Source organism: Rhodoferax saidenbachensis, from assembly GCF_031457975.1.
In the GTDB taxonomy this organism is placed as follows: Bacteria; Pseudomonadota; Gammaproteobacteria; order Burkholderiales; family Burkholderiaceae_C; genus Allorhodoferax; species Allorhodoferax saidenbachensis_A.
Window position 1 is genome coordinate 1 of record NZ_JAVDXO010000004.1, and the last position, 13,211, is coordinate 13,211.

Consider the following 13,211-nt stretch of genomic DNA (forward strand, 5'->3'; position numbering starts at 1 on the left):
GTTGTTGCGCGTGGTCATGGATCAAGCCAATGCGTGCAGGCCGACGCGGTTGCCGTCCAGGTCGGTGATGTGGGCAAAGAAGCCCATGCCCGGTGCCACGCGCTTGAGCGGCGCGGCCTTGCCGTGGCAGACCTGCATATAGCCCTGCTGCGGCACCGCGCAGCCCCGGCGGGCGTGCGCGGCGCAGGCCACGGCAATCCAGTTGTTGCGCGTGGTCATGGATCAAGCCAATGCGTGCAGGCCGACGCGGTTGCCGTCCAGGTCGGTGATGTGGGCAAAGAAGCCCATGCCCGGTGGCAACGCGATGCGCGGCTGGGCGATCTGGCCGCCCTGGGCCACGGCGCGCTTCAGCGCGGCGTCCAGCGAGGGCGATGCGTCCAGGTAGACCAGCGTGCCGCCGGTGGACACCTTGGGCGCCGTGGGCCCCATCATCAGCGCGCCGCCGGTGCCGTCGCCTTCCATGTCGTAGGGGAACACGGCGCCTTCGCTGGGGCCCATGTTCTCGCGGCGCATGGCGCGGCCCAGCACGGCTTCGTAAAAGGCCTGGGCGGCGTCCAGTTGGGTGGTGGGGATTTCAAACCAGCTGATGGCGTTTTTCATGGTGCATTTCCTTGTTGCGTTGAAGAAGCCCTGATGGTGCCGGGGGGCTACTGACAGCGGTGTGTCAGGAGGGTGCAACGCGTGCGTCACCGACTGGCGCCAACGCCACACCCATGTTTGCGTTTCGCGACGCCAACAACCCTCAGTCCATCGCGGCCCTGGTCATGGACATCAGCGAGGGCGGCGTGCAAATCCTCTCCCAAGCCGGGCTCCAGCTGACCGGCAAGTCTTCCCGGTGAGCGAACACGCACTGGCCTGAGGCCAAGCTACTGTTGCTGCGCCCTCCGGGCGTCGGCGCAGTCTTGACCGATTGCGCCACGGCCTCACAAAACAGAAAATAATTTCTAAGTGTTTACACCTAAGTAAATAATTTCCATTGTCACTATAGTCTGCGGAGATCATCACAACCCCATCTCTACCCGATGCGCCCACGCCTGCCCCTGCCCCCCTCCGTCGCCCGTCGGCTGGCGATGCTGGCTCTGCTGGGGCTGGCCTTGGTATTGCTTGCAGTGGGGGCAGCCATGGGGGTGTTGGAACAACGCAGCACTCGTGCACTGGTGGTGAGCGCTGTAGCCGAGCAGGTGCAGAGCATGGTGGCCGTAGCCGACACGGCCGACCAGATCAATCGCGGCATGGTCTTGCGGGCCTATGCCAGCTTCCGCCGTAACTTCGACCATCAACCCCAAGTGGACGAATCCACCGGTGAAATGCAGAGCGGTGGCAGCGTTGTGAACGACGACTTCCTCGCGGTGGACAGGTTCACGAAGGAAACTGCCGGCGTTGCCATGGTGTTTGCCCGCAAGGGTGACGCCATGGTCTGCATCTCCAGTTCTACACGTACGGAGTCAGGCGAACGCTCCCTGGACATACCATTTGACGCACATCACCCGGCCTACGCCACCATCATGGCAGGTCAGCCCTACACCGGCTACGCGCGCCTTTTCGGCAAGTCCTACCTCACCCGCTATGAGCCGCTCAAGGCCGCCGATGGCCATGTCATTGGCGCATTTGGTATCGGCAATGATGTGTCGCTGCAGGAATGGGTACTGGAGCAACAGGTTGCCAAGGTGAAGATTTTCGACACCGGTGGCATGTACTACCTGGATGCCAACGGCGCGCCCTCGGACTTCCGATTCCTCGTCCACCCCACAGCGAAGGGAAAAAAGGTGCTGGCAACAGCACCCGCCGCGGCCAGCTTTCTAGAGGCTTTGGCCCAGGCCCCCGATGGCCATGTGCACGAAGCCTACCCCCTGCTGGATGAGACCACCGGTGCACGCTGGGCCGTGATGCGCAAGACACAGTCCGGCAGCGGATGGCTGGTCGCCGAGGTGTCGGAGGCCGAGTCCATGCGTAGCTACTGGCGCAACATGACCATCATCGGGAGCCTGCTGGTAGCCACGGCCTTGCTACTGGGCACCGGTCTGTTCTACCTGGTGCGCCGTACCGTAAGCGCGCCATTGGGAGAACTCACCAAGGCAGTCACACTGGTAGCCCAAGGCGACCTGACCCAGTCCTTTGCCAGCAGGCGGCGCGACGAAATCGGCACTCTGGTCAGCGGCGTGGAACACCTGCGCAAGAGCTACCAGCTGGCACTGGACAAGGTACGCACCACGTCCGAGGGCATCCGCATCGCCAGCATGGAAATTGCCACCGGCAACCAGGACCTGAGCAACCGCACCGAACACACGGCAGGCAACCTGCAAAGCACCGCGTCCAGCATGGCCCAGCTGATGCACACGGTGCAACGATCCGAAGACGCTGCGCGCCAGGCCAACCAGTTGGCGGCCTCGGCCGTGCAGGTGGCGCAACGCGGCGGCGCGGCGGTGAGTGACGTGGTCGCCACCATGGGCGAGATCACGCAGAGCTCCCACAAAATTGCGGACATCACAGGCGTCATCGACGGCATTGCCTTCCAGACCAATATCCTGGCCCTGAACGCTGCGGTGGAGGCCGCGCGCGCTGGAGAACAGGGGCGCGGCTTTGCCGTGGTGGCCGCCGAGGTACGCAACCTGGCCCACCGCAGCGCCGAGGCGGCCAAGGCGATCAAGCTGCTCATCGACGCCTCGGTGGAACGCGTTGCGTCCGGCTCCCTGCAGGTGCAGCAGGCCGGTGACACCATGCAAGAGATTGTGGGTTCGGTGCAGCGGGTCAACCACATCATTTCGGAGATCGCCGCCACCGCGGCGGCGCAGTCTTCCGACATCTCACGCGTCAACGCAGCCGTGGTAGAGCTGGACCAGCTCACGCAGCAGAACGCGGCACTGGTGGAGCAGTCCACCGCGGCGTCTGAGAGCCTGCACGACCAGGCCAACACCCTGGCCCAGGCGGTCGTGGCCTTCAAGCTGCAGACCACGCCTGCGCTTCCCCTTTAACCCTCACCAAGGCCCCCCTATGAAGCACATCCGTGCGCGAGCGTTGCTCGCACTGGCACTGACTGCCCCATTTGCCGCGCAGGCCCAGAAAATCGGCCTGGCCATGTCCGAAGTCGATGCTTTTTTGTCGCTGCTGAAAAACGGCGTGCAGGTCGCCAGCGCCCGGGTGGGTGCCAGTGTGGTGATGGAGAACGCCCAGACGGACAAGGTCACCCAGCTCAACCAGATCCAGAGCCTGATTGCACAGAAAGTGGATGCCCTCATCGTGGTGCCGGTCGACACCAGCGCCACCCAACGCATCACCAGCATGGCGATGAATGCTGGCATCCCGCTGATCTACGTCAACCGCAAACCGGCAGACTTTGAGCAGTTACCCTCTGGCGCGGCCTTCGTCGGTTCGGACGAAAAAGTGTCTGGCACCCTCCAGGCGCGGGAAGTGTGCCGCCTCATGAACGGCCGGGGCCATGTGCTGGTGCTGATGGGCGACCTCTCCAACGAAGCCGCACGCACCCGCACCCAGGATGTGGAAGATGTGCTGGGTACCGGCCTCTGTAGCGGCATCAAGGTGCTCGACAAGCGCATTGGCAACTGGAGCCGGGATCGCGCTCGCATGATCACCACCAACATCCTGGCTGCGGCCAAGCTGTCGGGCAAGAGGTTCGATGCCATCATCGCCAACAACGATGAGATGGCCCTGGGTGCCATTGCCGCCCTAAAGGCAGCGCAGCAATGGACGCCGGAGTTCATCGTCGGCGGCATCGATGCCACCCCCGACGCCCTGCAAAGCATGCGCGAGGGCGAACTCAAGGTCACCGTCTTCCAGAACGCCGAGGCCCAGGGCGGCAGGGCCGTGGAGGCCGCGCTGCGCCTGATCCGCCAACAGCCGGTGCAGCGTTTTGTGGACGTGCCCTTTGAACTGGTGACGCCCCCCTCCCTGCCCAAGTACCTGGCCAAGAACTAGATCGTTGCCGCCGCTCAGAGCACCGCCGTGGTGAGACGCCGCGCCGCCTGCGTATGCCCGCCATAACCCCAGTCAGTCGCCGACACCTCCCGCACGATGACGTAGCTGGCGGGCTCCAGCCCGTGCCCGTCGCCCAGCTGGTCTTCCAGCTCGGCAAATGCGGTGGCGATGAAGGCGGCCTTCTGCTCGGCCGTGTTCGTGCCCTGGGTGATGCTGATCTCCAGCAGCGCCGTGGGGCGCTGCACATCGCTGCCACCCACGTGCCAGCGCGCGGCGGGCACGTCGTCAATGACAACCGCAGTCACTTCGGCACGCTTGCCCAGTTGTTCGTGGGTGATGCGCGTCAGCGCCTCGGCCAAGGCGCGGTAGCGCGAGGGGTTTTGCAGCGGCGAGATTTTGAGTTGCAGCGTAGGCATGGTCAGGCTTTCGTGGTGGAGGATGTAGAACGGTGGTGGCGGGCCAGGCGGGCCTTCAGGCGATTCGCACTGCGCTGGGCGAAGCCCTGGCTGCGCTGCCACACGGCGTCGGCACCGCGCCAGAAGTCATCCGACGCCTCGCCACGCAGACGGTGGATTTCGGCGCGGGCTTGGGCCTGCAGGCGGGCAATGGCGGTGGCACTGGGCGGGGTGGGGAACATGGTGGACTCCGGTGGGTTCAGGGGCTGAGGCGATGGTCTGAACTTTATTGATACAACCAGCCTTCGGAAACAGCACCAAATCCATATTGGTTTTGCAATATTTGCAAAACCAAGCCAACCCGCCGCACAATGACGCCATGCAACTCCAACTCGATGACGTCGCCCTGTTCACCCGCATTGCCCAACTGGGCACCCTGTCCGCCGCAGCGCGGGAGCGCAATGTGCCCGTGAGCCAGGTCACACGCGCGCTGACCCGGCTGGAAGCCGCCTGCGGCGTTCGCCTGCTACACCGCACCACCCACGGCCTGAGCCTGACCGACGAGGGCGACACGCTCTTGGCCTATGGCCAGCGCCTGCTGGACACCACGGCCGAGTTGGACAGCGAACTCAGTGGCAAGCTCAGCGGGCCCAGCGGCTGGGTCCGCATCAGCGTGAGCCCGCTGATGGCCGAGTGCGTGATTGCACCGAGCCTGGAAGGTCTGTACCAGCGCTGGCCGCTGCTGCACCTGGACATCAACGCCGACGACCGCATTGCCGACATGGCGCGCGATGGCATTGACGTGGCCATCCGCACCGGTGCGTCGGTCAGCGACACGCTGGTGGCGCGGCAGATTGGCGAGTATGGCCGCACGCTGTATGCATCACCGCGCTACCTCGCGCGCTGCGGCACGCCCCAGCACCCGGACGACCTGGCCCACCACCACCTCATTGCCAACAGCGCCAGCCCCGCCCTGAACCGCTGGAGCCGCGCCGGCCAGCCCGCACCACCCGACCTGCTGGTGCCGGGGCAGACGCGCACCGACAACACAGCCCTGCTGCTGAGCCTGGTGGTGCACGGCGTGGGCATTTCGCGCCTGCACGATCTGATGGCCGCGCCCTGGGTGCGCAGCGGCGCGCTGGTGCCGCTGCTGCAGGACCACTTTGCCAGCCCGCGCATCCCCATCTATGCGGTGATGCTGCAAGAGCGCCACCGCCTGCCCAAGATCCGGGCCTGTATCGACTACTGGGCCGAGTGTCTGGCCAAGCTGGCGCTACCGGGTGACATGCCCCAGCAAAGGGCGTAGCGCACACAAAACGCGCTCAAAATCACCACACTGGTGCGCAAATCTTGTATACCAGTGGCACATTTTGTGCTGCAATGGATGCCACATGGCCAACGCATCCGACATCAGCACCCGCATCATTGAAGCCGTTATGGCGCAAAAACTCGCCCCCGGCGCACGCCTGGGCGAACAGCAGTTGGCCATGCTGTTTGACTGCAGCCGCACCATCGTGCGCGAGGCGCTCACGCGCCTTGCGGCGCGCGGCATTGTCACAGTCAGCAGCCGGCGCGGCTGGTATGTGATCGAGCCTTCGCTGAGCGAAGCACGCGAGGCCTTTGAGGCGCGCCGGGTGATCGAGATGGGGCTGATCCGCTGCACCACCGAGGTGAGCAAGGTTGCCATCAAGAAACTCAAAGCCCACATCAAGACCGAAAAAGCTGCAGTGAAGGGCACGGACGTGGGGTTACGCAGCTACCTGCTGGGCGACTTCCATGTGTGCCTGGCCGAGTGCCTGGGCAACAACCTGCTGGCCGACACCTTGCGTGACTTCACCGCGCGCACCACGCTGATCGCCATGCTGTACCAGTCCACCCACGACGCCGCCCACTCCTGCGAAGAACACGGCCGCATCGTCGAGGCACTGGAAGCCTCCGACTGGGTGCTGGCCGAGCAGCTCATGCAGGCCCACATCGGCCATGTGCAGGACGCCCTGCGCCTGCAAGCCCCCAATGGCGACCCGCTGGCCGAGTTGCGTAGCGCGCTCAGCCCTGTGGGCGAAGGCACCAAACCGAAGCCTGTCCGTTTGGCACATGACTTGCATACAAGTCTTGGCGACAAATCTCCCAAAGACCCCTCAACCTACCTTGGAGCCCTGCTATGACCTTCCCCTTGAACAAACGCACCTTCACCCTGGCCGTGGCCGCTGGCGCCGTGCTGGCCGCCGCGGGCGCGCATGCGCAAACCGCACTGGACGACATCATGAAGTCCAAGGTGCTGAAGGTGGCGGTGCAAACCGACTCCGCGCCCTACGGCTTTGTGGGCACCGACCTCAAGCCCATCGGCCTGGACGTGGACATGGCCAACTACATTGGTAAAAAAATGGGCGTGCCCGTGGAGCTGGTGGTGGTGGTGAGCGCCAGCCGCATTCCCGCGCTGCAAACCAAGAAGGCGGACCTGGTGATTGCCACCCTGGGTAAGAACCCCGACCGTGAAAAAGTCATCGACTTCTCCTCGGCCTACTCGCCCTTCTTTCAGGCCGTATTCGGCCCCAAAAACGTCAGCGTCAAGGCTTTCACCGACCTGGGCGGTAAATCGGTGGGCGTGACGCGCGGCGCCATGGAAGACCAGGAGCTGGGCAAGGTGGCCCCCGCCAACACCGACATCAAACGCTTTGAAGACAACAACGCCACCATCGCCGCGTTCACCGCCGGCCAAGTGCAGTTCGTCGCGCTGGGTGCCTCCGTGGCCGGCAACATGATGACCAAGAACCCGCAGCTCTCCAGCGAATACAAGCTCTTGCTGAAAGACAGCCCCAACTTCATCGGCATTGCCAAGGGCGAAGACAAGCTCAAGGCCAAGGTGAACGAGATCATTGCCGACGCCAAGAAAAGCGGTGAGCTGGAAGCCATGGCCAAGAAGTGGCTGGGTCGTGGCCTCGGTGACCTTCCCCAGTAAAACCTGGATAGCACGCAGACCATGCGGATTCAGCTGGACTTTGGCGCCGTGCTGGCGGAGTGGCCCCTGCTGCTCACCGGCATCGGTTGGACCCTGACACTCACGGCCGCCGCCGTGCTGGTAGGCACGGCCCTGGGCATTGGCTGCGCCTGGGTGCGCGCGCGCGGCTTCGGGGCCGAGCACGCGCCAGCCTGGCTGCGTGCCGCGGTGAATGGCTATGTGGAGCTGATCCGCAACACGCCTTTCATCGTGCAACTGTTCTTCATCTTCTTCGGACTGCCAGCCGCGGGCTTCAAGCTATCGGCCGAAACCGCGTCCTTCATTGCCATGGTGATCAACCTCGGCGCCTATGCGACCGAGATCATCCGCGCCGGGCTGGAGGCCACGCCCAAGGGGCAGATCGAGGCGGCGGTGAGTCTGGCACTGACACGGCTGCAAACCTTTACCCGTGTGGTACTGCCCCCCGCACTCAAAAAAGTGTGGCCCAGCCTGGTGAGCCAGATCGTCATCGTGATGCTGGGCTCCTCGGTATGCGGGCAAATCTCCACGCAAGAGTTGAGCTACGCCGCTGACCTGATCCAGAGCCGCAACTTCCGCTCGTTCGAGGCCTTCATCGTGGTCGGCGCGCTGTACCTGCTGCTGTCTTTCGCGGTGCGCCACCTGCTCAACTGGGCGGGAGCCACCTTTCTGTTCGGGAGGCGCTAGGCCATGGTTGATTTTTCCCTGTGGGACATTGTCCGCAACCTGCTGCTGGCCCTGCGCTGGACAGTGGGCCTGTCGCTGATCGCCTTCATCGGCGGTGGGCTGGTGGGCTTGCTGCTACTCATGTTGCGCCTGAGCAAGCTGCCGGGCGCCGGCGTGTTTGTGAGTGCCTATGTGCAGCTGTTCCAGGGCGTGCCGCTCCTGGTGCAGCTGTTTTTGGCGTACTACGGCCTGGGCCTGTTTGGCATCAACACCTCGCCCTGGGTGGCGGCCGGCATGGGGCTCACGTTCTACGCCAGCGCCTTCCTCACCGAAATCTGGCGCGGCTGTGTGGCCTCCATCCCCCGCGGCCAGTGGGAAGCGTCGCAAAGCCTGGCACTCAACTTTGCCGAGCAGCTGCGCTACGTCATCCTGCCGCAGGCCTTCAAGATTGCCGTGGCGCCCACCGTGGGCTTTCTGGTGCAGGTCATCAAGGGCACGGCGCTGGCCTCGGTGATTGGTTTCATGGAGCTGACCAAGGTGGGCAAGACCATTGCCAATGCCACCTACAGCCCGTTTCTCGTCTTCAGCTGTGTGGCCATCATGTACTTTGTGCTGTGCTACCCCGTGAGCCTTTACGCCAAATCCTTGGAGAGGAAGTTGCATGCCCCCCGTTGAAACCAGCGTCACTGTGGCGCCCATTGTGGACATCCGCGCGCTGCGCAAATCGTATGGCAGCAACGAGGTGCTCAAGGGCATTGACCTGCAAATTGCCCCGGGCGAGGTGATCGCCATCATCGGCAAAAGCGGCTCGGGCAAGAGCACGCTGCTGCGCTGTATCAACGGGCTCGAAGAGTTCCAGAGCGGTGAACTCACCGTGGACAGCAAGCCGCTGCTGCACAAGAACGCCGCCGCCATGCGCGCACTACGCCAGCGCGTGGGGATGATTTTTCAGGGCTTCAACCTGTTCCCGCACCTGACGGTTGGTAAAAACATCATGCTGGCGCCCAGCCTGGTCAAAAGCAAAGACGCCGACAGCGCCCAGACCCATGCCCGCGCCCTGCTGGCGCGCGTGGGCCTGGCCGAAAAGTTTGACGCCTATGCCGACCAATTGTCGGGCGGGCAGCAGCAGCGCGTGGCGATTGCCCGTGCGCTGGCCATGGAACCCGCGGTGCTGCTGTGCGACGAGATCACCAGCGCACTGGACCCCGAGCTGGTAGGAGAGGTGCTGCGTGTGGTGGAAGGCCTGGCGCAGGACGGCATGACGCTGCTGATGGTGACGCACGAGATGAGTTTTGCACGCCGCGTGTCCAACCGCGTGATCTTCATGCACCAGGGCCGCGTGCACGAGATGGGGCCACCGGCCGACATCTTTGGCAAGCCGCAAACGCCCGAGCTACAGCAGTTTTTGTCGTCCCTGCACGACTGAGCCAGACGCCCTAAAGACGTCCGCCGCGGCGTCTTCGATAATCGGGGCATGCGTAACCCCGTGACCCTGATTCCGCTGGACACCGTCAGCGGCGCCCCCTTGACTCCTCCATCCTCCCGGCCGACCGCCAAATTCATGTTCGCCCACCCGGCGCATCTGCTGGCGCTGGGCTTTGGCTCGGGCCTGTCACGCATTGCGCCGGGCACCTCGGGCTCGCTGTGGGCCTGGATGGCCTTTGCGGCGCTGCAGCCCTGGATGGGCGACACCGGATGGGCCCTGCTGATTGGCTTGGGCACCCTGGTGGGCTGGTGGGCCAGCACCGTGACGGCGCGCCACCTGGGCGTGCTGGACCCCAGCAATGTGGTCATCGACGAAGTCATCGCCTTCTGGCTGGTGCTGTGGCTGGTGACCCCGACCTCGCTGGTCGGCCAGGTCATGGCGTTTGGCCTGTTCCGCTTTTTTGATGCCGTCAAACCTGGGCCCGTGGGCTGGGCCGACGCCCTGTTCCACCACGTGGACCCGCAAACCGACCGCCGCGCCTGGCCCAAGGCCGGCTTTGGCATCATGCTGGACGACCTGGTGGCCGCGGGCTGCACCGTGCTGGTGGTGGCGCTGTGGAGGTTCATCTGAGTACCGCCAAATCGCTATCAAATCAGGAGCTTCTCGCGCAATATTCACGGGGGCTAGTGGCCGATTTGATGCTCAAACACCAGTGGATGCTGGCCACGGCCGAGAGCTGCACCGGTGGCCTGATTGCCGGTGCCTGTACCGACCTGGCCGGGTCCAGCGCCTGGTTTGAGCGTGGCTTTGTCACCTACTCCAACGCCGCCAAGACCGAGCAGTTGGGTGTGGACGCCGCGCTGATTGCCACCCACGGCGCCGTGAGCGAACCCGTGGTGCGTGCCATGGCGCAGGGTGCGCTGCAACACTCGCACGCGCAGGTGGCCGTGGCCGTGACCGGCGTGGCCGGCCCCACGGGCGGCAGTGCCGACAAACCCGTGGGTACCGTCTGGTTTGGCTGGGCCACCCCTGCCGGCGTGCGCAGCGAGGTGCAGCACTTTGCCGGTGACCGCGCCGCCGTGCGCGCCGCCACGGTACAGCATGCGCTGGCGCGGCTGGTCGAGTTCCTGGCCTAACGCCCCGCGCGTGCAGGCCACATTGCGCGCAATCGGCACCACGTCCAGCCCCGACTCAGTGAAGGAAAACCACCATGCCCACACCCTGGTTTGAACATTTCGAAGAACGTGATTTCGAGGCCCACGGTGTGCGCATCCATGCCCGCGTACCCAACACAGCGCGCGCCGGGCGGCCTGCCTTGCTGTTGCTACACGGCTTTCCGCAAAGCCATGTGTTGTGGCACCGTGTGGCCCAGCAACTGCAGGACCGCTTCTACTTGGTGATGCCCGATTTGCGGGGCTACGGCGACTCGGCCAAACCCGAAGGGCTGGCCGACCACAGCAACTACAGCAAGCGCACCCTCGCCCATGACATGGTAGCCGTGATGGATGCGCTGGGCGTTGACCAGTTCTATCTCTGCGGCCACGACCGCGGGGGCCGCGTCGCGCACCGCCTGGCCGTGGACCACCCCAGCCGGGTGCTGGGCCTGTGCGTGATCGACATCGCCCCCACACTGGACATGTATGCCGCCACGGACTTTGCCTATGCGCGGGCCTACTACCACTGGTTCCACCTGATCCAGCCTAAACCCCTGCCCGAGACCATGATTGGCGGCGCCCCACTAGCCTATCTGCATGCCAAGCTGGGTGGCTGGGGTTCGGGCGGGCTTGGCTACATCGAGCCTCGGGCGCTGGCAGAGTACGAGCGCTGCTTCACCCTGCCCGGCACCCTCCACGCCATGTGCGAAGACTACCGCGCCAGCGCAGAGATCGACCTGGAACACGACCGCGCCAGCCGCGCCCTGCCCGGCACTGGAGGAAAGATTGCCTGCGACACGCTGGTGATTTGGGGCGAACGCGGCGTGGTGCATCGCATGTTCCAGCCCGTGCCGCTGTGGCAGGCGCAATGTGCGGGCACCGTGAGCGCGATAAGCCTGCCCGCAGGGCATTTCATACCGGAAGAACTACCCAAAGAGACGGCGCAGTGCTTGGCAAGTTTTTTCCAGCTCAAATAGCAAATTTGAGAACACAGTTTCGCGAAAAACACAACAGGGTTCACCATGAGCCATTGGAACTATTGAAACAATCCACTTAAAATGTAAGCGGTGCTTCGGAGGGAGTGCCTTCATTTCACAATTCACACGCCAATTACATATGAAAAAAATTCTGATCGCCGCAGCAGTCACCGTCGCCACTTTGGGCGCACCACAAGCCTTTGCACAAGCCAAAAACTTTGAAGGTTTCAGCGTGGGTCTGAACATCAATTCCACCGCAAGCGACACCGACATCTCCAACTCAGGTGGTTCCGTAAAAGCTACGGGCCAAACCTCTGCCAACGGCGCATTCCAAGTCCAATACAACCTGCCCCTGGGAAGCTCTTTTGTACTTGGCTTCGGCGGCACTTACGAATTCGGTGACATTGACATCGGCAGCTCGGCAATATTCTCCGGTAAACGGAAAGAGGCTTCCTCTGTGTATATAGCGCCAGGATTTGCGATCAATGACAGCTGGCTGATCTATGGAAAAGTGGCCAGCATTTCAGCCAAATTCGAGTCCACAGGCGCAGCTATTTTCACCGGCAAAGCAGATGCGACTGGCATGGGCTATGGTCTGGGCTTTCAAAAGATGCTGGGCAAGAACCTGTACCTGCAAGCTGAATACATGCAAAACAAGTACAACGACCAAACCATCGTGACCAGCCTGACAACGCAAGCCAAAGCGGAAGCCCGCACCGTCTCTTTTGGCGTGGGCTACAAGTTTTAATCCTGTAGTTCCAAAAACAAAAAAGCCCACAGCGATGTGGGCTTTTTTTATGCTTGTCGGCTTATACGTCGGCTCCTCAAGCCCCGTGGCACTTCTTGTATTTTTTGCCGCTACCGCAATGGCAGGGGTCGTTGCGGCCGGGTTCGGCTTCTTTGCGCACGGTCTCCACGCGCGGGCCGAAGTTGCGCCATAGCTCGCGCAGGTCGTAGGTGGCCCACACGCCATCGGCAAAGGCGTTGATGCGCTGCTGGCTCACGCTGGGCGGACCGTCATCGTCAAATACCGACAACGTAGCTTCGTCGGTATCGTCTTCAGTCAACGCCACGATGGACTGCAGCGAGGCGTCTAGCCACTTCTCGGCTTCCTTATCGCGCGGCGCTGCCCACTCTTCTGGCCAGCTTTCCACCGCAAACATGAAACCCAGCGCCCACACCTGGGCAAACGATGGCAACGCCTGGTCGGCCATGGCGGCGCGCTCTTCCTCGGGCAGCACGGCCACGGCACCGCGCACGTCCATCACCTCGGGGTGGTAGGCGTTGTCCTCGTCCAGACTTTGCACTTCGGTGTTCAGCCCGCGCACCACATCGTTCCAACGCCGCGTCCACAGCGCCTGGAACTGCCGTGCCTGCTCCACACTGGAGAAGTCCCCAGCTTCACCGTCTGCGGGCATCTCCATGTCCAGCAGTACCGGGAAATATTCGGCGGGTGCAATCGGGCGGCGGCAGCACACCAGCGCAGCCATGAAGCCCTCACAAAACTCCCACTGGGGAGTTTCATCATTGCGGGAGCGCAAGTCGTCGAGGATGGCGTCGATCGCGTCGAACTCATCAGGGGTCAAGGCGTCCACGGGCGCACCGGAGGCGGCGTCAGCAGAGGGAGTTAGGGTAGACATAGGCTGTGCAAAAAGAGAGCAGGCTGGTATTGTCTCTCCGAAC

At 63.4% G+C, this 13,211-nt stretch carries 18 protein-coding genes; 13 read left to right on the forward strand and 5 right to left on the reverse strand.

The features are described from left to right. Positions 1–21 precede the first annotated feature (21 nt). Both J2X15_RS09890 and J2X15_RS09895 read right to left on the reverse strand, forming a co-directional pair. Positions 22–219: an EVE domain-containing protein gene (locus J2X15_RS09890; protein ID WP_310342133.1), complete on the reverse strand. Its 198-nt coding sequence runs from the start codon at positions 217–219 to the stop codon at positions 22–24. Positions 220–222: 3 nt separating this feature from the next. After that, complete coding sequence (locus tag J2X15_RS09895; RefSeq protein ID WP_310342137.1) at positions 223–600, reverse strand: VOC family protein; 378 nt, start codon at positions 598–600, stop codon at positions 223–225. 113 nt (positions 601–713) lie between these two features. Between J2X15_RS09895 and J2X15_RS09900 the strand changes: the two genes are divergently transcribed. The 3 genes from J2X15_RS09900 to J2X15_RS09910 all read left to right on the forward strand — a co-directional run bounded on the left by J2X15_RS09900 (position 714) and on the right by J2X15_RS09910 (position 3,933). Then, positions 714–839 carry a hypothetical protein gene (locus J2X15_RS09900; RefSeq protein ID WP_310342140.1) on the forward strand — a complete coding sequence of 42 codons (126 nt, stop codon included), beginning with the start codon at positions 714–716 and terminating at the stop codon, positions 837–839. A gap of 183 nt (positions 840–1,022) precedes the next feature. Further along, on the forward strand, positions 1,023–2,972 hold the full coding sequence (locus J2X15_RS09905; RefSeq protein WP_310342142.1) for a methyl-accepting chemotaxis protein: 1,950 nt from the start codon (positions 1,023–1,025) through the stop codon (positions 2,970–2,972). A gap of 19 nt (positions 2,973–2,991) precedes the next feature. Continuing rightward, positions 2,992–3,933, forward strand: coding sequence for a substrate-binding domain-containing protein (locus J2X15_RS09910; RefSeq protein ID WP_310342145.1), 942 nt, complete (start codon positions 2,992–2,994; stop codon positions 3,931–3,933). Positions 3,934–3,947: 14 nt separating this feature from the next. Here the strand turns inward: J2X15_RS09910 and J2X15_RS09915 are convergent, their stop codons facing one another. Both J2X15_RS09915 and J2X15_RS09920 read right to left on the reverse strand, forming a co-directional pair. Continuing rightward, complete coding sequence (locus J2X15_RS09915) at positions 3,948–4,349, reverse strand: tautomerase family protein (RefSeq protein ID WP_310342146.1); 402 nt, start codon at positions 4,347–4,349, stop codon at positions 3,948–3,950. Positions 4,350–4,351: 2 nt separating this feature from the next. Next, complete coding sequence (locus tag J2X15_RS09920) at positions 4,352–4,570, reverse strand: hypothetical protein (protein ID WP_310342147.1); 219 nt, start codon at positions 4,568–4,570, stop codon at positions 4,352–4,354. Between the two features lie 137 nt (positions 4,571–4,707). Here J2X15_RS09920 and J2X15_RS09925 point away from each other — a divergent pair, with 137 nt between their 5' ends. From J2X15_RS09925 to J2X15_RS09970, 10 genes are all read left to right on the forward strand, one after another. Continuing rightward, on the forward strand, positions 4,708–5,634 hold the full coding sequence (locus J2X15_RS09925; protein WP_310342150.1) for a LysR family transcriptional regulator: 927 nt from the start codon (positions 4,708–4,710) through the stop codon (positions 5,632–5,634). A gap of 85 nt (positions 5,635–5,719) precedes the next feature. After that, positions 5,720–6,493 (forward strand): GntR family transcriptional regulator, encoded by a 774-nt coding sequence (locus tag J2X15_RS09930; RefSeq protein WP_310342152.1) that lies wholly within the window; start codon positions 5,720–5,722, stop codon positions 6,491–6,493. Further along, on the forward strand, positions 6,490–7,287 hold the full coding sequence (locus J2X15_RS09935) for a transporter substrate-binding domain-containing protein (RefSeq protein WP_310342154.1): 798 nt from the start codon (positions 6,490–6,492) through the stop codon (positions 7,285–7,287). Before J2X15_RS09930 ends, J2X15_RS09935 begins: the two co-directional genes overlap by 4 nt. 21 nt (positions 7,288–7,308) lie before the next feature. Further along, positions 7,309–7,992: an amino acid ABC transporter permease gene (locus J2X15_RS09940; protein WP_310342156.1), complete on the forward strand. Its 684-nt coding sequence runs from the start codon at positions 7,309–7,311 to the stop codon at positions 7,990–7,992. A 3-nt stretch (positions 7,993–7,995) separates the two neighbouring features. Then, complete coding sequence (locus tag J2X15_RS09945) at positions 7,996–8,646, forward strand: amino acid ABC transporter permease (protein WP_310342159.1); 651 nt, start codon at positions 7,996–7,998, stop codon at positions 8,644–8,646. Beyond that, positions 8,633–9,397, forward strand: a complete 765-nt coding sequence (locus J2X15_RS09950; protein WP_310342162.1) for an amino acid ABC transporter ATP-binding protein — start codon at positions 8,633–8,635, stop codon at positions 9,395–9,397. Before J2X15_RS09945 ends, J2X15_RS09950 begins: the two co-directional genes overlap by 14 nt. Positions 9,398–9,445: 48 nt before the next feature. Further along, positions 9,446–10,027: a phosphatidylglycerophosphatase A family protein gene (locus J2X15_RS09955; RefSeq protein ID WP_310342165.1), complete on the forward strand. Its 582-nt coding sequence runs from the start codon at positions 9,446–9,448 to the stop codon at positions 10,025–10,027. Further along, positions 10,024–10,533, forward strand: coding sequence for a CinA family protein (locus J2X15_RS09960; RefSeq protein ID WP_409034282.1), 510 nt, complete (start codon positions 10,024–10,026; stop codon positions 10,531–10,533). The genes J2X15_RS09955 and J2X15_RS09960 overlap by 4 nt, the downstream gene beginning before the upstream one ends. A gap of 74 nt (positions 10,534–10,607) precedes the next feature. Beyond that, on the forward strand, positions 10,608–11,528 hold the full coding sequence (locus J2X15_RS09965) for an alpha/beta fold hydrolase (protein WP_310342167.1): 921 nt from the start codon (positions 10,608–10,610) through the stop codon (positions 11,526–11,528). Between the two features lie 139 nt (positions 11,529–11,667). After that, the gene (locus J2X15_RS09970) at positions 11,668–12,276 is read left to right on the forward strand and encodes an outer membrane protein (RefSeq protein WP_310342169.1); all 609 of its coding nucleotides are present in this window, start codon (positions 11,668–11,670) and stop codon (positions 12,274–12,276) included. A gap of 76 nt (positions 12,277–12,352) precedes the next feature. Here J2X15_RS09970 and J2X15_RS09975 read toward each other — a convergent pair whose 3' ends face one another. After that, positions 12,353–13,168 (reverse strand): UPF0149 family protein, encoded by an 816-nt coding sequence (locus J2X15_RS09975; protein WP_310342171.1) that lies wholly within the window; start codon positions 13,166–13,168, stop codon positions 12,353–12,355. Positions 13,169–13,211: the final 43 nt, after the last annotated feature.

Excerpts from the sequence above, each read along its gene's own strand:
- J2X15_RS09890 (WP_310342133.1), bottom strand. The coding sequence starts at position 219 with ATGACCACGCGCAACAACTGGATTGCCGTGGCCTGCGCCGCGCACGCC.
- J2X15_RS09895 (WP_310342137.1), bottom strand. The coding sequence starts at position 600 with ATGAAAAACGCCATCAGCTGGTTTGAAATCCCCACCACCCAACTGGAC.
- J2X15_RS09900 (WP_310342140.1), top strand. The coding sequence starts at position 714 with ATGTTTGCGTTTCGCGACGCCAACAACCCTCAGTCCATCGCGGCCCTG.
- J2X15_RS09905 (WP_310342142.1), top strand. The coding sequence starts at position 1,023 with ATGCGCCCACGCCTGCCCCTGCCCCCCTCCGTCGCCCGTCGGCTGGCG.
- J2X15_RS09910 (WP_310342145.1), top strand. The coding sequence starts at position 2,992 with ATGAAGCACATCCGTGCGCGAGCGTTGCTCGCACTGGCACTGACTGCC.
- J2X15_RS09915 (WP_310342146.1), bottom strand. The coding sequence starts at position 4,349 with ATGCCTACGCTGCAACTCAAAATCTCGCCGCTGCAAAACCCCTCGCGC.
- J2X15_RS09920 (WP_310342147.1), bottom strand. The coding sequence starts at position 4,570 with ATGTTCCCCACCCCGCCCAGTGCCACCGCCATTGCCCGCCTGCAGGCC.
- J2X15_RS09925 (WP_310342150.1), top strand. The coding sequence starts at position 4,708 with ATGCAACTCCAACTCGATGACGTCGCCCTGTTCACCCGCATTGCCCAA.
- J2X15_RS09930 (WP_310342152.1), top strand. The coding sequence starts at position 5,720 with ATGGCCAACGCATCCGACATCAGCACCCGCATCATTGAAGCCGTTATG.
- J2X15_RS09935 (WP_310342154.1), top strand. The coding sequence starts at position 6,490 with ATGACCTTCCCCTTGAACAAACGCACCTTCACCCTGGCCGTGGCCGCT.
- J2X15_RS09940 (WP_310342156.1), top strand. The coding sequence starts at position 7,309 with ATGCGGATTCAGCTGGACTTTGGCGCCGTGCTGGCGGAGTGGCCCCTG.
- J2X15_RS09945 (WP_310342159.1), top strand. The coding sequence starts at position 7,996 with ATGGTTGATTTTTCCCTGTGGGACATTGTCCGCAACCTGCTGCTGGCC.
- J2X15_RS09950 (WP_310342162.1), top strand. The coding sequence starts at position 8,633 with ATGCCCCCCGTTGAAACCAGCGTCACTGTGGCGCCCATTGTGGACATC.
- J2X15_RS09955 (WP_310342165.1), top strand. The coding sequence starts at position 9,446 with ATGCGTAACCCCGTGACCCTGATTCCGCTGGACACCGTCAGCGGCGCC.
- J2X15_RS09965 (WP_310342167.1), top strand. The coding sequence starts at position 10,608 with ATGCCCACACCCTGGTTTGAACATTTCGAAGAACGTGATTTCGAGGCC.
- J2X15_RS09970 (WP_310342169.1), top strand. The coding sequence starts at position 11,668 with ATGAAAAAAATTCTGATCGCCGCAGCAGTCACCGTCGCCACTTTGGGC.
- J2X15_RS09975 (WP_310342171.1), bottom strand. The coding sequence starts at position 13,168 with ATGTCTACCCTAACTCCCTCTGCTGACGCCGCCTCCGGTGCGCCCGTG.